Origin of the sequence: Paucibacter sediminis (genome assembly GCF_030254645.1) — a bacterium.
GTDB classification, from domain to species: domain Bacteria; phylum Pseudomonadota; class Gammaproteobacteria; order Burkholderiales; family Burkholderiaceae_C; genus Paucibacter_B; species Paucibacter_B sediminis.
The window spans coordinates 787448-809635 of the sequence record NZ_CP116346.1 but is presented as its reverse complement, the minus strand read 5'-3'; the positions used below and the strand labels follow the sequence as shown (position 1 = coordinate 809635).

Annotated in this window: 15 protein-coding genes; 10 read left to right on the top strand and 5 right to left on the bottom strand. The window is 70.6% G+C overall.

Annotation, left to right across the window (positions count from 1 at the left end; translation table 11 throughout):
• Window positions 1-2 precede the first annotated feature (2 nt).
• Window positions 3-1721 (bottom strand): bifunctional protein-serine/threonine kinase/phosphatase, encoded by a 1719-nt coding sequence (locus tag PFX98_RS03715; protein WP_285233832.1) that lies wholly within the window; start codon window positions 1719-1721, stop codon window positions 3-5.
• A gap of 65 nt (window positions 1722-1786) precedes the next feature.
• Here PFX98_RS03715 and nirB point away from each other — a divergent pair, with 65 nt between their 5' ends.
• The 5 genes from nirB to PFX98_RS03690 are packed head-to-tail and all read left to right on the top strand — an operon-like array spanning window position 1787 to window position 8587.
• Window positions 1787-4213: a nitrite reductase large subunit NirB gene (gene nirB / locus PFX98_RS03710; RefSeq protein WP_285233831.1), complete on the top strand. Its 2427-nt coding sequence runs from the start codon at window positions 1787-1789 to the stop codon at window positions 4211-4213.
• A 9-nt stretch (window positions 4214-4222) separates the two neighbouring features.
• Window positions 4223-4600 (top strand): nitrite reductase small subunit NirD, encoded by a 378-nt coding sequence (nirD, locus tag PFX98_RS03705; protein WP_285233830.1) that lies wholly within the window; start codon window positions 4223-4225, stop codon window positions 4598-4600.
• Between the two features lies 1 nt (window position 4601).
• Window positions 4602-7358 carry a nitrate reductase gene (locus PFX98_RS03700; RefSeq protein ID WP_285233829.1) on the top strand — a complete coding sequence of 919 codons (2757 nt, stop codon included), beginning with the start codon at window positions 4602-4604 and terminating at the stop codon, window positions 7356-7358.
• Window positions 7355-8125: a uroporphyrinogen-III C-methyltransferase gene (gene cobA, locus PFX98_RS03695; protein WP_285233828.1), complete on the top strand. Its 771-nt coding sequence runs from the start codon at window positions 7355-7357 to the stop codon at window positions 8123-8125. Before PFX98_RS03700 ends, cobA begins: the two co-directional genes overlap by 4 nt.
• Before the next feature lie 3 nt (window positions 8126-8128).
• Entirely contained in the window at window positions 8129-8587 is a 459-nt protein-coding gene (locus PFX98_RS03690; RefSeq protein WP_285233827.1) for a GNAT family N-acetyltransferase, read from the top strand.
• On the opposite strand, the gene PFX98_RS03685 is transcribed toward PFX98_RS03690, so the two are convergent.
• Complete coding sequence (locus tag PFX98_RS03685) at window positions 8539-9426, bottom strand: LytTR family DNA-binding domain-containing protein (RefSeq protein WP_285233826.1); 888 nt, start codon at window positions 9424-9426, stop codon at window positions 8539-8541. The two genes, PFX98_RS03690 and PFX98_RS03685, sit on opposite strands and share 49 nt — an antisense overlap.
• A 153-nt stretch (window positions 9427-9579) precedes the next feature.
• Here PFX98_RS03685 and PFX98_RS03680 point away from each other — a divergent pair, with 153 nt between their 5' ends.
• Genes PFX98_RS03680 through PFX98_RS03670 form a run of 3 tightly spaced genes read left to right on the top strand, consistent with a single transcriptional unit; the run spans window position 9580 to window position 12682 of the window.
• Window positions 9580-10110, top strand: a complete 531-nt coding sequence (locus tag PFX98_RS03680; protein ID WP_342399171.1) for a (2Fe-2S)-binding protein — start codon at window positions 9580-9582, stop codon at window positions 10108-10110.
• Complete coding sequence (locus PFX98_RS03675; RefSeq protein ID WP_285233825.1) at window positions 10107-12248, top strand: molybdopterin cofactor-binding domain-containing protein; 2142 nt, start codon at window positions 10107-10109, stop codon at window positions 12246-12248. Before PFX98_RS03680 ends, PFX98_RS03675 begins: the two co-directional genes overlap by 4 nt.
• A gap of 35 nt (window positions 12249-12283) precedes the next feature.
• A complete protein-coding gene (locus tag PFX98_RS03670; protein WP_285233824.1) occupies window positions 12284-12682 on the top strand; it encodes a nuclear transport factor 2 family protein in 399 nt (132 codons plus the stop codon).
• Window positions 12683-12694: 12 nt separating this feature from the next.
• Here PFX98_RS03670 and PFX98_RS03665 read toward each other — a convergent pair whose 3' ends face one another.
• The gene (locus tag PFX98_RS03665) at window positions 12695-14434 is read right to left on the bottom strand and encodes a methyl-accepting chemotaxis protein (protein ID WP_285235528.1); all 1740 of its coding nucleotides are present in this window, start codon (window positions 14432-14434) and stop codon (window positions 12695-12697) included.
• A gap of 139 nt (window positions 14435-14573) precedes the next feature.
• On the opposite strand from PFX98_RS03665, the gene PFX98_RS03660 reads away from it, so the two are divergent.
• Complete coding sequence (locus PFX98_RS03660) at window positions 14574-15341, top strand: type III pantothenate kinase (RefSeq protein WP_285233823.1); 768 nt, start codon at window positions 14574-14576, stop codon at window positions 15339-15341.
• Here the strand turns inward: PFX98_RS03660 and PFX98_RS03655 are convergent, their stop codons facing one another.
• Window positions 15342-16424: a helix-turn-helix transcriptional regulator gene (locus tag PFX98_RS03655; RefSeq protein WP_285233822.1), complete on the bottom strand. Its 1083-nt coding sequence runs from the start codon at window positions 16422-16424 to the stop codon at window positions 15342-15344. It lies immediately after the preceding gene.
• A 186-nt stretch (window positions 16425-16610) separates the two neighbouring features.
• Here PFX98_RS03655 and PFX98_RS03650 point away from each other — a divergent pair, with 186 nt between their 5' ends.
• Complete coding sequence (locus PFX98_RS03650; RefSeq protein WP_285233821.1) at window positions 16611-21377, top strand: beta strand repeat-containing protein; 4767 nt, start codon at window positions 16611-16613, stop codon at window positions 21375-21377.
• Here PFX98_RS03650 and PFX98_RS03645 read toward each other — a convergent pair.
• A complete protein-coding gene (locus tag PFX98_RS03645) occupies window positions 21369-22160 on the bottom strand; it encodes a potassium channel family protein (protein ID WP_285233820.1) in 792 nt (263 codons plus the stop codon). The two genes, PFX98_RS03650 and PFX98_RS03645, sit on opposite strands and share 9 nt — an antisense overlap.
• Window positions 22161-22188 lie beyond the last annotated feature (28 nt).

Below are 22188 nucleotides of genomic sequence, written 5' to 3'. Positions count from 1 at the left end.
ATTCATCGCGGCAGGAACAAGAGCCAGTAGACCAGCAGGGCGTTGAACAACAAGGAGATGCCCAGCGCGATCTGCCACAGCGCCAGCGGGTTGCGGCGCGCCAGCGGCGTGCTGCCGGGGGCGGGCAGGGGGCGGGCGGCGCCGCGCTCCAGCGCCAGCAGCAATTCCTCGGCGGTCTCGAAGCGACTGTTGGCCTCGCGCGCCACCGCCTTCAGCAGCACATGGTCAAGCCAGATCGGCACCTCGGGCCGGCTGCGCGAGGGCGCGCGCGGATCGCGGCGGAAACGCGCGCTCTGGTAGGGCTCGATCTCGCCATAGGGCAGGTGGCCGGTGAGCCATTGGTAGAGCGTCACGCCCAGGGCGTAGAGATCGCTGCCGGCATCGGGCGCTGCGGGCGGCTCGGCCCATTGCTCGGGGTTGATGTAGCTGGGCGTGCCGGCATGCAGATCGCGCAGGGCCTCGGGCTCGCGGCCCGACAGCGCCACGCCCAGGTCGAGGATGCGCCATTGGCCGTCGGCGCCCAGCTGCAGATTGGCGGGCTTGATGTCGCGATGCACCACGCCGGCGCGGTGCAGGCGGCCCAGGGCCGCGGCCAGCGCGCTGGCCGCGCTCAGGAACTGCGCCAAGGTCGGACGGCCCTCGTCCCCCGTCATCAGCTGCTCCAGGGTCTGGCCCTCCTGCCAGTCGAACAAGAGGTAGAAGCAGGAAGCAGCGCCGGCATGGGCATGCACGCGCACCAGGCCGGCGCCGGCGAGGCGCTGGCCCAGCCAGCCCTCATGGGCCAGCATGGCGCGTTCCTGCGGGTCACCGGCGCGGCCCTCGCAGAGGGTCTTGAGCGCCAGCAGCTGGCCGTCGGACTGGCGCTGCACGCGGTAGAGCCGGTGCACGCCGTTGTCGGCCACCAGGGCCTGCACCGTCAGGCCGTCGAGCTGCAGGCCCGGCGCCAGCAGCGGCGGCACCGGCAGGCCCTGGTCGGCGTCCAGCAGGCTGCTGCCTTCGCTGCCCAGGCCGCGCACCTGCAGGAGCAGGGCAGTGGCGTTGTCGTGGCTGCCCGCGGCCAGCGCGGCCTGCACCAGCGCCTCGGCGGCGGCCTGCGGTTCGTCCGTGCCATGGCCGCCGGCCAGCTGGGCCAGGGCCTTGGCGCTCAGCGCGCCATGCACGCCATCGGTGCACAGCAGCAGGCGATCGCCGGCGTGCAGCTCGCCGCTGGCGTAGTCGATCTGCAGGCGCTCGCGCAGGCCGATGGCGCGGGCCAGGCGCGCGAAATGCGCGCCGCCTCCTCCTTCATCGGTCTTGTGGTCCTGCGTCAGCGCCAGGCACTCGCCGCCGCGCAGCAGGTAGATGCGGGTGTCGCCCACATGGGCGAGGGTGTAGCGGTCGCCATGCAGGGCCAGCACGCTGAGCGTGGTGAGCGCGGCGGGCTCGTCGTGCTCGGCCTGGCGCTGGCGCCGGTTATGGCCGTAGAGCCAGGTGTTCTGCGCGCCGATCAGGCGGTCCAGCGCCACGCTGACGTCCCAGTCGGCCGGTGCGGCGAAGAAGTCCTGCACCAGGCTGGTGACGGTGGTGCGCGCCGCCATGCGGCCGCCGCCGCCGGCCGAGACGCCATCGGCCACCGCGGCAATCCAGCCGCGTGCGGCATCGCGCTGCACCGCGGCGCAGTCTTCCATATCGGCACGCGGGCCGCGCGCGCTGGCCAGGCCGATGGCAATGTCAAAACTCATGGCCGCGATTATTGGTCGGGCATGGATTGTGCGAATCAAATTTCAAGTCGATGCGAGGTGCGCTCATGAAAAAGATGAAGCTGGTGTTGGTGGGCAACGGCATGGCCGGTGTGCGCACCCTGGAAGAGTTGCTGAAGATCGCGCCGGATCTCTATGACATCACGGTGTTCGGCGCCGAGCCGCATCCCAACTACAACCGCATCCTGCTGAGCCCGGTGCTGGCCGGCGAGCAGACGGTGGACGAGATCATCCTCAACCCGCTCTCCTGGTACGAAGAGCAGGGCATCACCCTGCACCTGGGCAAGCAGGTGACGCAGATCGACCGCATCAAGCGCCGTGTGATTGCAGAGGATGGCACCGAGGCCGATTACGACCGCCTGCTGATTGCCACCGGCTCCAGCCCCTTCATCCTGCCGGTGCCCGGCAAGGACCTGGACGGCGTGATCGCCTACCGCGACATCGCCGATACCAACGCCATGATCGAGGCCGCCACCAAGTACCGGCATGCGGTGGTGATCGGCGGCGGGCTGCTGGGCCTGGAGGCCGCCAACGGCCTGATGCTGCGCGGCATGCAGGTGACGGTGGTGCACCTGGGCGACTGGCTGATGGAGCGCCAGCTCGACGACCATGCCGGCGAGCTGCTGCGCAAATCGCTGGAGCAGCGCGGCCTGCGCTTTCTGCTCGGCGCGCAGACCCAGGCGCTGATTGGTGACAAAGACGGCCGCGTGATGGCGGTGCAGTTCAAGGACGGCAAGGAGATCCCGGCCGACCTCGTCGTGATGGCCGCCGGCATCCGCCCCAATACCGAGCTGGCCGCATCGGCCGGCATCCATTGCAACCGCGGCATCGTCGTCAGCGACACCATGCAGACCACCACCGACCCGCGCATCTACTCGGTCGGTGAATGCGCGGCCCACCGCGGCATCGCCTATGGCCTGGTCGCGCCCCTGTTCGAGCAGGGCAAGGTCTGCGCCACCCATCTGGCCGAGTTCGGCATCGGCCGCTATCAGGGCAGCCAGACCAGCACCAAGCTCAAGGTCACTGGCATCGACCTGTTCTCGGCCGGTGATTTCATGGGCGGCGAGGGCAGCGAAGAGATCGTGATGAGCGATCCCTTCGCCGGGGTCTACAAAAAGCTCGTCATCAAGAACGACCAGCTGGTGGGCGCCTGCCTCTACGGCGACACCGTCGACGGCAGCTGGTACTTCAAGCTGCTGCGCGAGGGCCGCAAGGTGGCCGACATCCGCGACAAGCTGATGTTCGGCGAAAGCAATATCGGCGACGTGGGCCACCAGGGCCACAGCAAGGCGGCCGCCATGGCCGACAGCGACGAGGTCTGCGGCTGCAACGGCGTCAACAAGGGAACGATCTGCAAGGCCATCAAGGAGAAGGGCCTGTTCACGCTCGAAGAGGTGCGCAAGCACACCAAGGCCAGCGCCTCCTGCGGCAGCTGCACCGGCCTGGTGGAGCAGCTGCTGATGTTCACTGCCGGCGGTGACTATTCGGCCACGCCCAAGAAGAAGGCGATCTGTGCCTGCACCGACATGAGCCACCAGGACGTGCGCGATGCCATTTTTGCGGAGCACCTCACCAGCCTGGATGCGGTCTACCAGACCCTGGGCTGGAAGACGCCCAACGGTTGCGCGAGCTGCCGCCCGGCGCTGAACTACTACCTGATTTCCTCCTGGCCCAAGGAGGCGCAGGACGATCCGCAGAGCCGCTTCATCAACGAGCGCGCCCACGCCAATATCCAGAAGGACGGCAGCTACTCGGTGATCCCGCGCATGTGGGGCGGCGAGACCACCGCGGACGAGTTGCGCCGCATCGCCGACGCGGTGGACAAGTACCAGATTCCCACCGTCAAGGTCACCGGCGGCCAGCGCATCGACCTGCTGGGCGTGAAGAAGGAAGACCTGGTGAACGTCTGGAAGGACATCGGCATGCCCTCGGGCCATGCCTATGCCAAGGCCCTGCGCACGGTGAAGACCTGCGTGGGCTCCGAATGGTGCCGCATGGGCACGCAGGACAGCACCCAGATGGGCAAGGACCTGGAGCGCGCGATGTGGCGCATGTATGCGCCGCACAAGGTCAAGTTCGCGGTCAGCGGCTGCCCGCGCAACTGCGCCGAGGCCGGCATCAAGGACGTGGGCATCATCGGCGTGGACAGCGGCTGGGAGATGTATATCGCCGGCAACGGCGGCATCAAGACCGAGGTGGCGCATTTCTTCACCAAGCTGAAGACGGCCGAGGAGGTGCTGGAGTACACCGGCGCCTTCATGCAGCTCTACCGCAAGGAGGGCTGGTACCTGGAGCGCACCGTGCACTACGTCGGCCGCGTGGGCCTGGACCATGTGAAGGCCCGCATCCTGGACGACCACGCCGGACGCAAAGCGCTCTGGGCCGAGCTGCAGTTCGCGCTCGATGGCGAGCCCGATCCATGGTTCGATTTCGACCAGGCCAAGGTCGATCTGCGCCAGTTTGAAGCTGTTTGAGGAGCCCTTATGAGTGACTGGAAAACCATCTGCGCCGTGGCCGACATCCCCGTGCTGGGCGCCCGCCGCGTGCAGCGCGCCCAGGGGCCGCAAGTGGCGCTGTTCCGCACCGTCGACGACCAGGTGTTTGCGCTGCTGGACCGCTGCCCGCACAAGGCCGGGCCCTTGAGCCAGGGCATCGTGTTCGGCAAGGCCGTCGCCTGCCCCCTGCACAACTGGACCATCGCGCTGGACAGCGGCTGCGCGCGCGAGCCCGACGAGGGCGCCACGCCCACCTTCACGGTGCGCGTTGAAGAGGGTCAGGTCTTGCTGAACCAGCATGAGCTCGACACCATCGCGATCGAGCTGCAGCCCGTCAAGGCGGGGCCCTGCGCCAGGGCTTGCTGAGATGACCGAGACACGCTCCACCTGCCCCTACTGCGGCGTCGGTTGTGGGGTGATCATCGAGAGCGAGGGCGCCCGCATCACCGGCGTGCGCGGCGACCCCGAGCACCCGGCCAACCTCGGCCGCCTGTGCAGCAAGGGATCGACCCTGCACCTCACCGCCACGCCCATGGTGCTGCAGACGCGCCGGCTGTTGCAGCCGGCCTGGCGGCCCGCGCGCGGCGCGGCGCCCGAGGCGCTCGGCTGGGGCGAGGCGAACGAGCGCATCGCGGCGCGGCTCGCGGCCATCCGCGCCGAACATGGCCCCGACGCGATCGGCTTCTACATCTCGGGCCAGCTGCTCACCGAGGACTACCACGCCTTCAACAAGCTGGCGCGCGCGGTGGTGGGCACCAACAATATCGACAGCAACTCGCGCCTGTGCATGAGCTCGGCGGTGGTGGGCTACAAGCAGGCGCTGGGCGCCGATGCGCCGCCGGCCTGCTACGAGGATCTGGAGCTGGCGGACTGCCTCTTCATCGCCGGCGCGAATCCGGCCTGGGCCCACCCCATCCTGTTCCGCCGCATCGAGGCCGCCCGCCAGCAGCGGCCCGGCATGAAGATCATCGTGGTGGATCCGCGCCGCACCGAGAGCGCCGAGTTCGCCGACCTGCATCTGCAGATCCTGCCCGGCACCGATGTGGCGCTGTTCCACGGCATGCTGCACGCCTGCATCTGGGAGGGCTGGATAGACCAGGCCTTCATCGCCGCGCACACCGAGGGCTTCGAGGCGCTGAAAGCTTTGGTGCGTGCCATGACGCCGGCCGCGGCGGCGCGCGTCTGCGGCATTGCCGAGGCCGATCTGCTGCAGGCGGCCGCGTGGTTTGCCCGCTCGCCCGCCAGCCTCTCGCTCTACTGCATGGGCCTGAACCAGAGCAGCAGCGGCACCGCCAAGAACACCGCGCTCATCAATCTGCACCTGGCCACCGGCCAGATCGGCCGTGCCGGTGCCGGGCCGTTCTCGCTCACCGGCCAGCCCAATGCGATGGGCGGGCGCGAGACCGGCGGCATGGCCACGCTGCTGCCCGGCCATCGCGACCCCGCCAATGCCGAACACCGCGCCGAGATCGCGCGGCTCTGGCGCGTCGAGGCCCTGCCCGAGAAGCCGGGCAAGACCGCGGTGGAACTGTTCGAGGCGGCGGCGCGCGGCGAGATCAAGGCGCTCTGGATTGCCTGCACCAACCCGGCCCAGTCGCTGCCCGAGCAGGCCCTGGTGCGCCGCGCGCTGGAGCGTTGCGAGCTGGTGATCCTGCAGGAGGCCTTTGCCGACACCGCCACCTCCGCCTATGCCGACGTGCTGCTGCCCGCCGCCAGCTGGGGCGAGAAGGAGGGCACGGTCACCAACAGCGAGCGCCGCATCTCGCGCGTGCGCGCCGCCGTGCCGCCGCCCGGCCAGGCCAGGGCCGATTGGCAGATCGCCAGCGACATCGCCGCTGCGCTGGAAAAGCGCCTGGGCCTGCCGCGCCGCTTTGGCTACGAGCGGCCCGAGCAGCTCTGGCTGGAACACCGCGAGGCCACGCGTGGCCGCGACCTCGACATCAGCGGCCTGAGCTACGCGCTGCTGGACCGCGCCGGCCCGCAGCAATGGCCCTTTCCCGAGGGCGCGCTGCAAGGCCGGGCCCGGCTCTACGAAGACGGCCGCTTCGCCACCGCCAACGGCCGCGCCCGCTTCGTCAGCCAGCCGTTCGCCCTGCCGCTGGCCCCGGCGAATGCGCAATATCCGCTCGCGCTCAGCACCGGCCGCCTACGCGACCAATGGCATGGCATGAGCCGCAGCGGCGTGGTGGCGCGCCTGTTCGGCCACGAGGGCGCGCCGGCGTTGAGCCTGCACCCGCAGGAGCTGCCGCGCCGCGGCCTGGCCGAGGGCGATCTGGTGCGCCTGCGCTCGGCGCAGGGCGAGTTGACGCTGCCGCTGCGCGCCGATGCCGGCGTGGCGCCCGCCCAGGCCTATGTGCCCATGCATTGGGGCAGCGAGTTCGTCGCCGGGCTGGGCGTCAACGTGCTCACCCAGCCGGGCTTCTGCCCCGATTCCAAGCAGCCCGAGCTGAAGTACGCCGCGATCTCGTTGCAGCGCCTGGAGCTGCCCTGGCGGCTCAGTGGCGCGGCCTGGTGCAGCGCCGGCGAGGGCGCGGCGATGCGTGCCAGTTTGCGCGCCCTGCTGGCCGAGTTCGCCTACGCGCATTGCGTGCCGGTGGCCGGTCCGGAGGGGCGCGAGGGCTTGAGCTTCGAGGCCGCCTGCGCCGAGGCGCCGCCGGCCGCCCTGGTGGCACGCCTGGCCGAGGCGCTGGGCCTGCGTGGCATGGGGGTGCTGCGTTATGCCGACAGCCAACGCGGCCGCAGCCGGCTGCTGCGCCTGCAGGGCGAGGGCGCCGAGGCACGCCTGCAGGCCCTGCTGCTGGTGGGCGAGCGCGGCACCGCCGCCTGGTTATTGCCGCTGTGGCGCGATGCCCTGCCGGTGGCCCCGAACCCGAATCAGGGCCGCCAGCTGCTCGCGCCCGAGCAGCTGGAGACGGCGCCCGCCGCCGCGCGCAGCCCCCAGGTCTGCAACTGTTTCGACGTGTCCGAGGCCAGCATCCGCAGCCAGCTTGGCCATTGCAGCGGCACGCCGGGCGAACGCCTGGCGGGCCTGCAAAGTGCGCTGCGCTGCGGCACCCAATGCGGCTCCTGCCTGCCGGCGCTGCGGCGCCTGGTGGCCGCCCAAACCGAGGAGGTTTCCCCATGACCACAAGCCACCCCGTCTGCCTGCTTGGCGCCGGCCCCGGCGACCCCGAACTGCTGACGCTGAAGGCACTGAAGCGCCTGCAGGGCGCCGAGGTCATCCTCAGCGACGACCTGGTCGACGCCCGCGTGCTGGCGCTGGCGAACCCCGCCGCGCGCGTGCTGCGCGTCGGCAAGCGCGGTGGCTGCGTCTCCACCGAGCAGCGCTTCATCCACGAGCTGATGATCCGCGAGGCGCGCGCCGGCCATCGCGTCGTGCGCCTGAAGGGCGGCGACCCCTTTGTGTTCGGCCGCGGCGGCGAGGAGATGGACGCGCTGCAGGCTGCCGGCATCGCGGTGGAGGTGGTGAACGGCATCAGCGCCGGCCTGGCCGCGCCCGCCAGCATCGGCGTGCCGGTGACGGACCGCCGCTGCACCCCCGGGGTGGCCCTGGTGACCGGGCATAACGGTGAGGGTGGGGTGGCGCCAGACTGGGCCGCGCTGGCGCAGAGCCGGCTGACCCTGGTGATCTATATGGGCCTGGCGCGCGCCGAGGCTATCGTGCAGGCCCTCGTCGACGGTGGCCTGCCGGCCCATACCCCGGCCGCGGCGATCGCCTCGGCGCACACGCCGCGCCAGCGCCAGCAGCTCTGCCGCCTGGCCGAGCTGCCCGCCATGCTGTTGCGCGAGCAACTCGCCAGCCCGGCCATCCTGGTGGTGGGCGAGGTGGTGGGGCTCAGCGCCGCCTGGCAAGGCCTGCAGGCCGAGCTGGGCCTGCAGAGGAGCGCCTGAGCGATGACGGCAGCGATCGGTTTTGAATCACCCGATCAGCCCGAGGTGATCGCGCTGATCGCCGAGCTCGATGCCTACCAGGACCGGCTCTATCCGCCGGAGAGCCGCCATGCGCTGGACCTGGCCGCGCTGCGGCAGGCAAACGTGCTGTTCGCGGTGGCGCGCGATGCCGCCGGGCGGGCCGTCGGCTGTGGCGCGGTGGTGCTGGGCTCCGCTTATGGCGAGCTCAAGCGCATGTTCGTGAGCCCGGCCTGCCGTGGCCAGGGCCTGGCGCGGCGCTTGCTGGCCGCCCTCGAGGCGGCCGCGCTGGCACGCGGCTGCGCCCAGCTCAAGCTCGAAACCGGGCCCTTCCAGCCCGAGGCGCTGGCCTTCTACGCGGCGCTGGGTTATACGCGCCGCGGCCCGTTCGGCAGCTACCGCGACGACCCGCTGAGCGTGTTCATGCAGAAGCGGCTGTCGTGATGAGGGTTGGCGGGGGCGGCGCTGGCTGATCGATGCCGCTGCCAGGCGGCTTCCAGCTCGGCCTGGCGGCGCCGGCTCACCGGGTGCTGGCTGCCGTCGCGCATCAGCACCGTCAGCGCGGCGCCGGGCGCGCGCGTCAGGCCCTGCACCGCGGCCAGATTGACCAGCACGGTGCGGTGGATGCGCACAAAAGCGCTGCCGGGCATGGGCGCCAGCAAGGCCTCGGTGTCGGCCATGGTGCTGCGCAGCAGGTGGCGCCGGCCGCGCACGCACAGCTCCACATAGTTGCCCGCCGCCAGCACCGCCTCCACCTCGGGCCAGGCCAGGCGTTCGCCCGGGCTCTGCGGCAGCTCGATCAAGGCCGGAGCTGCGGCGGCCGGCAGCGGCGCCGGTGCGGGCGGGCCGCGCCAATGCAGGATCAGCGCATAGGCCAGCGTCGCCACCGGCCAGGTGGAGAGGGCGGCGAAGCTGTCGCGCAGCGCGGTGCCGGCGTCAAAGCCCAGCAGCAGGCATTCCAGCCCGAGGCGGCCGGCCCAGGCCAGCGCGGCCAGCGCCGCTGCCCAGGCCCACAGGGCGCCACGCCGGGCCGGGCGCCAGCCGCGCCGCGCCAGCACCCAGGCCGCCACCCAGGGCAGGCTGACGGCCGCCGCCCAGGGCAGGGCGCAATGGCCCCAGTCCAACCGGCTGCCATGCAGCAGGCGGCTGGCGGCACAGTAGAGCGCGGTGGCGGCGAACAGGGCCAAGGCCACCGGCCATACCCGGCCGCGCAGCAGCAAGGCGTACAGCCGCGTGTCTATCCACGGGGTCTCAAGCGAGATGGCAGGGGATGCGTTGTGCATGGCCGCGCATGGTAAGGCAGGCCGCGCGCCCAGCCATTCGCCATTCGTCCCAGGGCCCAGCCGCTCGTCCCAGCGCCCGGGCGCTGGTCACAAGCCTCGTCACGCGGGCCGCCGTGCACCCTAGGCTGGGGGCCTTCAATTCGGGAGGCGAGCGTGGGCAAGGTGATGGTGGAGTTGCAGGTGAATGGCGCGCCGCTGCGCGGCGAGGTGGATGCAGGGATGCCGCTGCTGTGGTTTCTGCGCGATGTGGGCGGGCTCAGGGGCAGCAAGTTCGGCTGCGGCGCCGGCCTTTGCGGCGCCTGCACGGTGCATATCGACGGCGCCGCGGCGCGCGCCTGCCAGGTGCCGGTGGGGGCGCTGCGGGGCCAGCAGGTCAGCACCATCGAGGGGCTGGCGGCACAGGCCCTCGAGCATCCGCTGCTGCGCAGCTGGGAGCGCCACCAGGTGGCCCAGTGCGGCTATTGCCAGACCGGCCAGATCATGAGTGCCGCCGCCCTGCTGGCGCAGGGGCGCCCGATCAGCGAGGCCGATGTGATCGCCGCCATGGAGGGCAATCTGTGCCGCTGCGGCAGCTACCTGCGCATACGCCGGGCGGTGCTGGACGCGGCGGCCGAGCTGGGCCTGCTGGCGCCGGGCACGGCGCGGCCGGGGCCCGGCCCGCTGACCCAGGAGGCGGCGCCATGAGCGGCCTGAGCCGCCGCGACCTGCTGCGCGGCACCATCCTGCTGGGGCTGTCGGCCAGCGGCACCCTGCTGTGGCGCAGCGGCCATGCCGAGGATCAGCTGCCCGGCCCGTTGCTGCATCCGTTGCTGCTGATCGACCCGGTGCAGGGCCTGCGCCTGCGCATCGCCCGTTCCGAGATGGGCCAGGGGGTTGCCAGCGGCCTGGCCCAGCTGCTGGCCTGGGAGCTGGACCTGCCCTGGGCGCAGCTGCGCATCGAACATGCCGACATCCCCGCCGCCATCAAGCGCCAGGGCACCAGCGCCAGCGACAGCCTGCACAGCCAGTTCCTGGTCTACCGCCAGGCCGGTGCACTGCTGCGCCAGGCCTTGCTGGAGGCCGCGGGCCGCCATTGGGCCCTGCCGCCCGCGGCCCTGCGCTGCGCCGATGGTGCCGTGCATGGCCCGGCCGGCGCGCTGGACTATCGGCAGCTGTGGGCGCAGCTGCGTGAGCCGCAGATCGCCGCGCCGCCGCTGCGCCCCGGCCTGCCGCCGTTGGGTGCGGTGCTGCCGCGCCTGGACATGGCCGAGAAGCTGCGCGGCCGCGCCGTCTACGGCGTCGATGCCGCGGCCGCGCACAGCCAGGCCCTGGCCTTCTGGATCCCGCCGCATGGCTACAGCGTCGTGCGCGTGCAGCGCGCGCCGGCCGGGGTGCGCCTGCTGGCCGGCCCGACGGCGGTGGCGGTGCTGGCGGCCGATACCTGGTCGGCCTGGCAGGCGCGCGACGCGCTGCGCGTGCAGCTGCGCCGCAGCGACCCGGCGCCCAACGACAACGCCGCGCTGCAGCGCGCCTTTGCGGCGCGCTGGCGGCGCCCTCTGTTTGAGCAGCAGCGCGCCGGCGCCGACTGGCCCGCGCCCGATCCGGCGCGCAGCATCAGCCTGCAATTCCAAATGCCCTTCTTGGCCCATGCCACGCTGGAGCCGCCGGCGGCGGTGTGGCGCGGCGCCAGTGCCGAGGCCTGGCTGGCCACACAAAGCCCGGCCGGCGCGCGGCGCAGCCTGCAGCGCCTGCTGGGCGGCGAGGCCGAGGACTATGGCTTGCGCAAATGCTGGCTGGGCGGCGGCTTCGGCCGCAAGCAATACCACGATGCGCTGGAGCGCCTGATCCTGGCCTGGCGCGAGGCCGGCCGCCCGGCGCAGGACTGGCATGCGCTCTACAGCCGCGCGGACGAGTTCGCCAGCGATCCGGTGCGCCCCGCCAGCGAGCATCGCCTGTTCGCCCAGCTGGCCCCCGACGGCACGATCGCGGCCTGGCGCCACCAGGCCGTGGCGGCGGCGGTGCTGCCCTGGTACGGCAGCGATCAGCAGCTGCCGCCCGACCAGGACTATCTATCCCACGCCGGCCTCGCCATGCAGGCCTACCGCGTGGCGGCGCTGCATACCGAGAGCGGCGGCGTGCGCACGGCCATCCCCTGCGGCATCTGGCGCGGCATCGGCCATGTGGCCAACTGCCTGGTGCAGGAGCAGGGTATCGACGCGCTGGCCGAGCGCGCCGGCGCCGACCCGGCGCGCTTTCGCCTGGGCCTCTTGCAGGCCCCGCGCATGCGCCGCGTGCTCGAGGCGGTGCTGGCGGCGGGCGACTGGCAATGGCCGCCGCGCCCCGGCCGGGCCCAGGGCCTGGCCGTCTTCCAGGAGCAGGACGAGGAGCGCGGTGCGCCCTATGGCGTGTTTGTCGCGCACCTGGTGAGCCTGGCGCGCGGCCCGCAGGGCTGGGGCATAGAGCGGGTGGACGTGGCGGTGGACTGCGGCCTGGTGGTGGCGCCCGACCAGGTGCGCGCGCAGTTCGAGGGCGGGGTGGCCTGGGCGCTCTCGGGCATGCTGGCCGAGCTGCGCTATGTGGACGGCCGGCCGCAGGCGCGCAACTTCGACGCCTACCCCCTGCTGCGCCACAGCGAGATGCCCGCGGTGCACGTGCACCTGCGCCCCGGCGCCGAGCATCCCAGCGGCGCGGGCGAGAAAGGCGTGCCCTCGCTGGCGCCGGCGCTGCTGAATGCCTGGGCCGCCGCCGGCGGGGGGCGCGTCACCCGCCTGCCCTGGGCCCAGCTGCCCGCCCTGCTGCGGGGCCGTGCCGCGCCGTCTCAAGCTCAGCGGGGGAATTCGTGAAGCAAGCCCTTCTACTATTTTTTGGAGCATGCCTGATGAGCAGCAACGCCTTGGCCCAGGGCCACGAACTGGACGCCGTGCGCGTGCCCCTGCAGAACTATCTGCGCGCCCACGAGAGCGGCGAGGCCGACTGGATGCGCAAGGCCTTTGCCGCCGATGCCCGCATCGTCGGCCAACTCAATGGCCAGCCGATTGCATGGAGCGTGGAGCAGTACGCCGCCCGCTTCGGCGGCAAGCCCGCCGCCGACGAGGCGCAGCGCCGGCGCAGCGTTGAAATCCTCGACCTCAGCGGCGATGCCGCGCTGGCCAAGGTGGTGCTGGACTATCCGACCATGCGCTTTGTGGACCACATGGCCCTGCTCAAGATCGCCGGCGAGTGGAAGATCGTCAGCAAGACCTTCCATGCGCAGCCGCAGGCCGCCGCCGCCCCCTGAGGACGCACGCTCTTAGAAGCTCTCCCAGTCGTGCTCGGTGCCAGCGCTGGGCGCGGGCGCCGGTGCGGGGCGCGGCGCGGCCGGCTTGGCCGAGGCTGGCGGCCTGGGCGCGGCCGGCTTGATGCCGGCAGCCGCCTTGGGCGCCGGCTTTTTCGCCATCGGGGACGGTGCGGCGTAGCTGGGGGCACGCGGCGCGGCCACCGCGCTCTCGCCACCGCTGAGCTTGAAGCTGCTCACCAGCCCGGCCAGCTTGACGGCCTGGTCCTTCAGTGACTCGGCCGCTGCGGCGCTTTCTTCCACCAAGGCGGCGTTCTGCTGCGTCATCTGGTCCAGCTGCACCACCGCGCCGTTCACCGAGCCGATGCCCTCGCTCTGCTCGACGGTGCTGGCCGAGATCTCGCCGATGATGTCGCTGACGCGGCCGACGCTGGCGACGATCTCCTCCATCGTGGTGCCGGCGTCCTGTACCAGGCGTGCGCCGGCCTCCACGCGTTCCACGCTGGCGCCGATCAGGGTCTTGATCTCCTTGGCCGCCTCGGCACTGCGCTGGGCCAGCGAACGCACCTCGCTGGCCACCACCGCGAAGCCGCGGCCCTGCTCGCCGGCACGCGCAGCTTCCACCGCCGCATTGAGGGCGAGGATATTGGTCTGGAAGGCGATGCCGTCGATCACGCCGATGATGTCGCCGATCTTCTTCGAGCTGCTGTTGATCTCGTCCATGGTGCTCACCACCTGACCCACCACCTGGCCGCCGCGCTGCGCCACCTGGGCGGCGCTGCTGGCGAGCTGGTTGGCGGTGGCGGCGCTCTCGGCGCTCTGGCGCACCGTGCCGGTGAGCTGGCTCATCGAGCTGGCGGCCTGCTGCAGATTGGAGGCGGTCTGCTCGGTGCGCTGGCTCAGGTCGGTGTTGCCGGTGGCGATCTCGGCGCTGGCGGTCTGGATGCTGTCGGTGCTGCGGCGCACCTCGGCCACCACCTTGTTGAGCGAATCCTTCATCTGGCCGAGGGCGCGCTGCACATCGCCGATCTCGTCCTTGCGGTCGGAGGCGATGCTGGCGCTCAGGTCGCCGCGGCCGATCTGCTCGGCCTGCACCACCAGCTCGTGCAGCGGCGCCGAAATGGTCTTGATCAGGTAGCGCGTGACGAAGGCCAGCACCAGCACGATCAGGCCCATCACCGCGGCCACGCTCCAGACCGTGCGCATGCGCTCGGCGCCCGCGGCATCGCGCAGCTCGTCGGACTTGGCGTTCTCGAGCTTGACGAAATCCTGCTGCGCGCCGAGGTAGCTGGCGATGGCCGGGCGCACGTTCTGCTCCAGCGCCTGCTTGGCGCCCTCGGCATTGCCTTCGCTCTTGAGCTTGGTGGCCGCCGCGCGCGCGGCAATATAGCTCTTGCGCGTGTCGGCGATGCGCGCCATCGCGGCCTTCTCGTCGGGCTCGGTGGCGATGCCTTCGAGCTCCTTCTGCAGCTCGGAGATGCGCGCGGTGGTGGCCTCGATGTCACTCTTGAGCGCGTCCGCCGCGCTGCTGTCGCTGGCCGCCAGCGACGCGAGCGCGCGCCCGGCATTCGCCTCGGTCATGCCGCGCCAGCTCAGCGCCAGCTCGAACTTGCGCTGCTGCTGCTCCTGGGTCTGTTTGGCGATGGCCTGCAGATGGCGCGTGCGCGTGGCGGCAACCGTGGTCATCAGCACCATGAAAACGGCCATCACCATGACCGGAATCCAGAGCTTGGTGGAGATCGAGAGTGACTTCATCATCGCGGCTTGTCTCGGTTTTTGTTGCGGAGCGTGGCGTGGCACCACCATACGGCAATTTCGGCCGGAACTGCACCGACTTGAGGCGCGCAACTGCTGTTAGGCTGCGAGGGTCGCCCCCGCCAGCAGCGCTTTTCCCATGAGCTTTCTCGCCATCGACATCGGCAATACCCGCCTCAAATGGGCCGTCTATGCCTCGCCCCAGCCCGGGGCGGTGCTGCTGGCCCATGGCGCGGTGTTCCTGGAGAACATCGACCAGTTGGCCGAGGCCGAATGGAAAGACCTGACCCCGCCGCACAGCATGCTGGGCTGCAATGTGGCCGGCGACGCGGTGCGCCGGCGCGTCGAGGAGCAGCTCGAGCTGTGGGATCTGGAACCGCGCTGGGTGGTCTCGAGCGCCCATGCCGGCGGCGTCACCAATGGCTATGACTATCCCGGCCGCCTCGGGGCGGACCGCTTTGTGGCCCTGATCGGGGCACGCTCGCATGTGCTGCAGCGCGGCGGCGACCGCGCCGCCCTGGTGGTGATGGTGGGCACGGCGGTGACGGTGGACGCGCTGGACGCCGGCGGCCATTTCCTCGGCGGGCTGATCCTGCCCGGCCACGGCATCATGCTGCGCGCGCTCGAGGGCGGCACCGCCGGCCTGCGCGTGCCCACCGGCGAGGTGCGCGAATTCCCCACCAACACCTCGGACGCGCTCACCAGCGGCGGCACCTATGCCATCACCGGCGCGATCGAACGCATGCACCGGCATCTGGCCAAGCGCGCCGGCCACCAGCCCTATACCTTCATGACCGGCGGCGCCGGCTGGAAGGTCGCGCCTACGCTGGAGATTGCGCATGAGCTGCTCGAGTCGCTGATCTTCGACGGCATGCTGGCGCTGCAGTCGCATCGGCTGGCGCTGTGATCATGGCTTGCGCACGCGCTCGCTGAGTTCCTGCAGCGAGCGCACGCCGAGGCTTTTGTAGAGCTTGCGCGTGTGGTCGGCCACCGTGCTGGGCGCCACCGCCAGCCGCCTGGCCACCTCGGGTTGCGAGCAGCCCTGCAGCAGCAGGCGGCACACCGAGGTCTGGCCATGCGAGAGCGGCAGCGCCAGCAGGCGGCGCTCCAGCGCCAGGCTGGCGGGCTCCAGCCGGGTGATTTGCACCTGCAGCCAGCCGGCATCATCTTGCGCCAGGGCGTGCAGGCGCAGCGCCCGGAAGCGATAGCGGCCGCTGGCGCTGGCGTGCAGGATGTCGGCCTCGTCCTGCCCCTGTAGGGCTTGCCGCAGGCGCATCAGCGCCGCATGCTCGGCGCCCGCCGACCTGCCGAAGCTGCCGGCTGCCAGGCCATCGCCGGCCAGCAGCAGCAGGCGCATGGCCCCGGCACTGGCGTGGCGCAGCCGCCCCTCGTCGTCCAGCAGCAGGGTCTCGATCGGCTCGGCGCTGGGCACCCATTCGCCCTTGCACGCGTCTTTTCCATCGTCATGGCGCAGCAGCAGCCTGGCCAGATAGGGCAGGGCCGCGGGCAGCAGGGCTTCCTCCTCGGCGCTGAAACAGGGCTCGCCGGATCCGCGGTACAGCACCAGCGAGCCCAGCGGCAGGCCCTCGGGCGCGCGCACGATCGCCTCGACCCGGTACTTGAGACCTTGGGGGCGCCAGATCTCCCAGTACAGGGCGGAGTTGAAGAAGGCCTTGGTATTGAGCTCGCCGGCGCTGTGGATGGTGGCGGCACCGCGCAAGGCGCTGGCAAAGGGCAGCATGACCTCGGCCTCGCGCCGGTTGTGAAACTCGTCAAAGTACAGGCGCGCAATGCGCTCATCCACCGGACCCTCGATGTAGTAATGCGTCAGCCTCCCCAGTGCATCGCACCAGTCGAACAGATTGCGCTGCGAAGGGATCAGCTCGTGCAGGGTCTGCAGAAAGGCCGGCAGCAGCAGCTGTGCCGGCAGCGCCAGCGCTGCCAGATCGCGCAGCTTGTGGAGGACGCGGCTGTGCTTGATGCTCTTCATGCCGCGCAGGCTAGCGGCTAGCGCCTGCCGCCGTATCCTCAACTCTGATGACGGGCGGGCGGCCGCCATGCCCTGCGGTCATGGGGCATCGCTTCGCTGGCCGTCCTCGCCGCAGGGGACAGGGACGCTCCACCAGGGCGGCAGGCTGACACCATCGCCACCTCAGCTCCGGGGAGGCTTCTCATCATGTCCCGTCACCACTCATCATCACGCGCTGCGCGGCCCGCGCATCTGCGCCTGCGCCATCTGATCCTGCTGCTGGGCTTGGCGGGGCCCTGGGTACAGGCGGCGGTGACGGTGACGGGGCCGTATGGGCTTGATCCGTGGGATCCTGCTCCCTTGAATGGACAGAACCTGATCCGCCCCAACAGCATCTTGTCTATTGGCACGGGAGGCAATGGCAGCTTTTCAGCGCTTGCGGGTAGTGTTGTCGATCTCGCAGCGTTTTCGCTGGGGCAGACCTGGGGCGCGCAGAGCACGGGCGTGTTGGATGGTCAGGGCACCGCGCTGGTGTTGCGAGCGGATGGAAACAAGAACCGGTTTGAGGTCGGTAATAGCGGCTCAGGGCAGTTCACGATCTCTGGCGGTGCACTTCTGGATGGCCGGGCGGAGGGCTGGAAATGCTTGCAAGGCTATCAATCATGCAATACGTATATCGGCGGCGCTGCCGGTTCCACCGGGCAGCTGACCGTCACCGGCAGTGGCAGCGAGGCGCGCTTCCAGAACCTCTTTGTCATCGGGAACATCCACGTCAACAACACCGGCTTCGGCTTACCGGGTGGCACCACCACCGGCCGTGTGCAGGTGCTGGACGGCGCGCGACTGTTCAGCGACGACCTGTCGGCAGGTGTGTCCTGGTCGAGTCCGGCTGCGAATGGCCAAGAGCGTAGCCTGGCATTTGTGCAGATTGCCGGAGCGGGTTCGCTGTGGGAGATCAATGGGCGGGATTTGGGCACGGGGCAGGCCTACGCCAATCTTGGCTCGGGCAGCAAGGCGCGTACCGAGGTCCGGGTCGAGGCCGGTGGCGTTCTGCGCCTGAAGCCAGGTGGCTCCAATGCGAATCTGGACCTCGCGACGCAAGGCGCGCAGGCAGAGCTCACCGTTGATGGCGGGCGGGTCGAACTGCTGGCCGGCACGCACAACTTCTTCGGCATCGGCCGGGAAGGCGCATCGCAGGGTAGCGCTTCGTTGCGCAATGGCGCGGTAGTGCAGATGCTGGGCCAGCGCATGGACACGCAGATCGGACAGGGCAATGGACTCGGCACCATGTCGTTGAACAACGCCCAGTTCCTGATGGACGCCAGCCAGGGCTCGGCGCTGGGTCTGGGCATCGAGGGTGGGCAGGGCACGCTGAGCCTGTCGAATGGTTCGCTGTGGCGCCAAGGCGGCAGCGACTTTGGCTACGCGGTGGTCGGGCGCGCGGGAGGCCAGGGGCGCCTGGAGCTCCTGAGTGGCTCACGCTTCGAGACCGGCTCGATCGACCTTGGCTCCGGCCGGGATGGTCGAGGTGAGCTCTGGCTGGATGGGGCGGGTAGCGTCTTGTGGCTTGATCGCGCCAACGGCCGTCGACTGGCCGTTGGCGACTGGGGCCAGGGAACATTGACGGTCTCCGGCGGTGCGCTGCTCGATGCGACCCTCAACGCGGCGGCCTGCCTCAACACCTGGTGCGACAGCTTTATCGCTGCTGCCGCTGGCAGCAGCGGCCGGCTGACCATCACCGGGGCCGGCTCCGAGGCGCGCTTCCTGGCCGGGCTGGTCATCGGCAACACCGGCCTGGCCACGCAGGCGATCGACGGCTATACCTATGGCGCGCCCGGCGGCGGTTCGCATGGCGTGCTCGAGGTGCTTGACGGCGCCACGGTCAAGACCGAGCGGGTCTATCTGGGCGGCTGGCGGGCGCCGTCGGCGATCGGCACCGAAAGCAGCCTGTCTGAGGCCCGTGTCAGCGGTGCCGGCTCACGCTGGTGGATCAGCGGCAATGGCGCGGCGGGCCAGGACGCCAATCTGGACCTTGCCACGCAGGCCCGTGCCGACGCCCGCGTGCGCATCGAGGCCGGCGGGCGCCTCAGCGTGGTCGCTCCGGCCGGGCGCGGCGCCGCGATCAATCTGAGTCCCGGCGGTCAGGTCCCAGGCGGCACCAGCCTGCTGACCGTCGACGGTTCGGGTTCGCGGGTCGACATCATCGGCGACCGGGAGTCGCGGCTGGTCGTCGGCCAGTTCGGCGGCGGCATCGGCAAGCTGGTCGTCAGCAATGGCGGCAGCGTCGTGCAGAGCAGCCCGAGCAACAGCTACCTGAACATCGGCGAGCCGTCTTCCATCGGCACCGTCGAGCTGCTCTCCGGTGGCACGCTGAGCGGCGCGCGCTTCGTCAACGTTGGCAACGGCGGCAGCGGCAGCCTGCTGATCGATGGCGCCGGCAGCCTGTTGACGACCGACCGTAACGGCAGCTTCGTTGGGCAGCTCAATGTCGGCACCTCGGGCAGCGGCGCGCTGACCGTGCGCAACGGCGGCCTGGCCTCGGCCTTCTCGTTGCAGATCGGCAATGGCTATGGCAGCGACAGCGGCAGCGTGCTGATCGATGGCGTGGGCTCGCGCATCGAGACCGACGCCCTTGACTGGCACCGGCTGGCGATCAGCAACGGCTCGCTGACCGTCTCCGGCGGTGCCGTGCTCGACGCCACCATCAATGCGGCCGCCTGCAACGGCCACTGGTGCGGCACCTTCCTGGCCAACAACGCCGGCGACCATGCGGTGTTCACGATCACCGGCGCCGGCTCGCGCGCCAGCTTCCTCAGCGGCTTCAATGTCGGCATGGCCTACGTGACGGCGCCGCCCGGCACGGCCTGGACCCTCGGCCGGCCCGGCGAGACCAGTACCGTGCAGCTGAACGTGCTGAACGGCGGCCGGCTCGAGACCGAGGGGGCGCGGATCGGGCAGGGCCCCAGCGGACCGGCCGCCACCGGGGCCGAGGGCGTGCAGGCGGTGGTCAAGCTGTCCGGCGCCGGCTCGGTCTGGGATGTGCGCGGTGGCCCCGGCGATGGCGGCCAGGCCAACTTCTTCACCGGCACCGGCGGCGGTGCCAACACGCAGAGCGACATCCAGGTGCGCGACGGCGCGCAACTGCGCCTGCATGCCGACAGCAGCCATGCCGCCTGGATCCAGCTGGGCATCGAGGGCGGCATGCACAACCTGCTGGTCAGCGGGCCCGGTGCGGCCGTCGTCTACAGCGACAACAACAACGCCGGCCTGTGGATCGGCCGCAATGGCGCGATCGCCGGCGTCAAGCTGACGAACGGCGGCCAGATCCAGGGCGTCAACCGGGTGCAGGTTGGCAACACCGGCGCCACCGGCTCGCTGCTGGTCGACGGCGTCGGCAGTGCGATCAGCTATGGCAGCAGCTTTGCTGACCTCTACGTGGGCCGGCAGGGTGGCTTCGGCTCGGCCCAGGTGCTGCACGGCGGTCGCGTCGACCTGCAGGGCAATGCCTTCACGCGGCTTTATGTCGGCGACGGTACGGGTGCCGACGGTGCCTCGGGCACGCTGCGCATCGACGGCGCCGGCAGCGCCGTGGCGCTGCAGAGTCCAGCCTTCGCCGCCGGCTCGGGTTGGGCCAATCCGACTGGCCAGATCGGTTGGGGCGGCAGCGGTTCGGTCCAGATCGTCAATGGCGGCCAACTGACGCTGCTGGGGCAAGGTGGCTCGGCGCCGAATGCGATCAGCAGCACACGGCTGACCATCGGGCAGGCGATCAATGGTGTGACCGGCAGCGGCGTCGTCGTCGTCAGCGAGGCCGGCTCGCTGCTGAGCGTCGCCGGCGTCGATCCGATCACCTATGTCGGGCGTAGCGGCGGCTTCGGCACCCTGTCGGTCAACAACGGCGGCGAGGTCCGCTCGACGCTGCTGAACGTTGGTGCCGACGGCGCGACCGGCAATCTCAACGTCAATGGCGGCACGCTGAATCTCAGCGGCCAATGGGTCAGCGCGCCCTATGGCTCGATCCTCTCGCTGGGGTACGGCAACGGCTCGCTGGGCTCGGCCTTTTTCGGCAACGGCGCGCAGGTCAACATCACGAATATGGGCTCGGCCGGCGCGGGCTTGCTGCTCGGCGGCATCAACCAGTCCCCCAAGGGCAGCGGCGCGCTGCAGGTGCTGAACAACTCGCATGTCACGATCAGCGGCCAGCCGGGCATGAACGCCGTCGTCGTCGGCCTGGGCGGCAGCGGCATGGCCACCTTCGACGGCGGATCCAGCCTGACGATCGCGCAGGGCGACGTCGTCGTCGGCCAGAACGCCTCGGCCGTCGGCACGCTGCGCTTGCTGGGCGGCTCGACGCTGACGGCCGACTATGTGGGCGTTGGCAGCACCCGCAAGGGCGACGGCGGGCTCGGTACGTTGATCGTCAACGACAGCGTGCTGTCCGCAACGACGCTGGAGGTCGGGGCCAAGGGCTACGTCGGCGGCAACGGCACGATCATCGCGGACGTGATCAACCGCGGCATCTTCAGCCCCGGCAACTCGCCCGGCACGCTGACCCTCAATGGCAGCTTCGTCAACGAGGCCGGCGGGCGGCTGGTGCTGGAGGTCGAGTCCGACGGGCAGGGCGGTTTCGTCACCGACCATCTCATCTTCGGCGGGGCCGGCGCGCCGGATCTCGGCAGCCTGCAGATCAGCTTCCACTTCCTCGGCACGACCGATCCCAATGCCTTCCAGGCCAGCGGCGGCTTCAGGATCGGCAGCTTCATGCAGCAGCAAGGTGGTGCGGCGCTGGACCCGCAATTGTTCGGCGGGGTCACGTTCAGCGCCAGGGCCGACGCTTACACGATCAGCAACTTCACGTTCGACGCCGGTAGCGGCGCCTTGTTCTCGGCGCAACCGGTGCCCGAGCCGGCTACCTGGGGCATGTTGCTGCTCGGCCTCGGCGTGCTATGGCGCCGTCGGGTACGTTCAGCGTGATGGTGGTGGCTGCTTGCGCTCCTCGCGCAGCGCCGCCACCTCCTCGCGCAGGCCGCGCAACTGCGCGTGCAGGTCGCGCATGATGTCCTGCTCCATGCGCCGCTCCGAGGTCTCGACCCACATCGCGGCGATCGCGGCGGTCACGAGCGAGAGCACCGCATAGCCCAGCAGCACCACGAACACGGCGAAGATCTTGGCCGCCGGGGTGGTGGGCACGATGTCGCCGTAGCCCACCGTGGCGGCGGTGGTGAAGGCCAGCCAGAGCCCGTCGCCGAGGCTGCGAGCATGCGGCTCCAGGGCCCAGAAGCCGACCCCGCAAAAGCCCAGCACCAGCAGCGAGAGCGCCAGTAGATAGATGAGGCTGCCGCGCGAGACCCAGGACTTGACGGCCCAGACCATGCGCACCAGGGTCAGCAGGGCCACCAGCAGGCGCTCGGCCAAGGCCCAGCTGTGTTCGGCGCTGGGCGGCAGCAGGGCCGCGCCGAGCAGGCAGGCGATCAGCACCAGGTCCAGCGCATTGCTGCGCAGATACTGGCGCGGATGGCTGACCATGCGGGCCACGCGCCACAGCGACAGGGCCGAGATACTGGCCGAGCCGAGGTAGATACCGATCGCCAGCGGCGTCGGCAGGTTCTCCAGCAGTTCGATGTAGAAGGCCGGGATGGTGGCGATCAGCGCCAGCAGCACCGGCCAGCGCCAGAAACGTTCGACCCTGGTGGCGGCAGGGTTCAGGGCCGAGGGCCGCGCCAGCCCCCAGCTGCGCGTGCTCATGCGATGTGGCATGGCGCGAGCTTAGGGGCTGGTGCGCCGG

Excerpts from the sequence above, each read along its gene's own strand:
- PFX98_RS03655 (WP_285233822.1), bottom strand. The coding sequence starts at position 16,424 with ATGAAGAGCATCAAGCACAGCCGCGTCCTCCACAAGCTGCGCGATCTG.
- PFX98_RS03715 (WP_285233832.1), bottom strand. The coding sequence starts at position 1,721 with ATGAGTTTTGACATTGCCATCGGCCTGGCCAGCGCGCGCGGCCCGCGT.
- PFX98_RS03645 (WP_285233820.1), bottom strand. The coding sequence starts at position 22,160 with ATGCCACATCGCATGAGCACGCGCAGCTGGGGGCTGGCGCGGCCCTCG.
- nirD (WP_285233830.1), top strand. The coding sequence starts at position 4,223 with ATGAGTGACTGGAAAACCATCTGCGCCGTGGCCGACATCCCCGTGCTG.
- nirB (WP_285233831.1), top strand. The coding sequence starts at position 1,787 with ATGAAAAAGATGAAGCTGGTGTTGGTGGGCAACGGCATGGCCGGTGTG.
- PFX98_RS03660 (WP_285233823.1), top strand. The coding sequence starts at position 14,574 with ATGAGCTTTCTCGCCATCGACATCGGCAATACCCGCCTCAAATGGGCC.
- PFX98_RS03650 (WP_285233821.1), top strand. The coding sequence starts at position 16,611 with ATGTCCCGTCACCACTCATCATCACGCGCTGCGCGGCCCGCGCATCTG.
- PFX98_RS03690 (WP_285233827.1), top strand. The coding sequence starts at position 8,129 with ATGACGGCAGCGATCGGTTTTGAATCACCCGATCAGCCCGAGGTGATC.
- cobA (WP_285233828.1), top strand. The coding sequence starts at position 7,355 with ATGACCACAAGCCACCCCGTCTGCCTGCTTGGCGCCGGCCCCGGCGAC.
- PFX98_RS03675 (WP_285233825.1), top strand. The coding sequence starts at position 10,107 with ATGAGCGGCCTGAGCCGCCGCGACCTGCTGCGCGGCACCATCCTGCTG.
- PFX98_RS03665 (WP_285235528.1), bottom strand. The coding sequence starts at position 14,434 with ATGAAGTCACTCTCGATCTCCACCAAGCTCTGGATTCCGGTCATGGTG.
- PFX98_RS03670 (WP_285233824.1), top strand. The coding sequence starts at position 12,284 with ATGAGCAGCAACGCCTTGGCCCAGGGCCACGAACTGGACGCCGTGCGC.
- PFX98_RS03700 (WP_285233829.1), top strand. The coding sequence starts at position 4,602 with ATGACCGAGACACGCTCCACCTGCCCCTACTGCGGCGTCGGTTGTGGG.
- PFX98_RS03685 (WP_285233826.1), bottom strand. The coding sequence starts at position 9,426 with ATGCACAACGCATCCCCTGCCATCTCGCTTGAGACCCCGTGGATAGAC.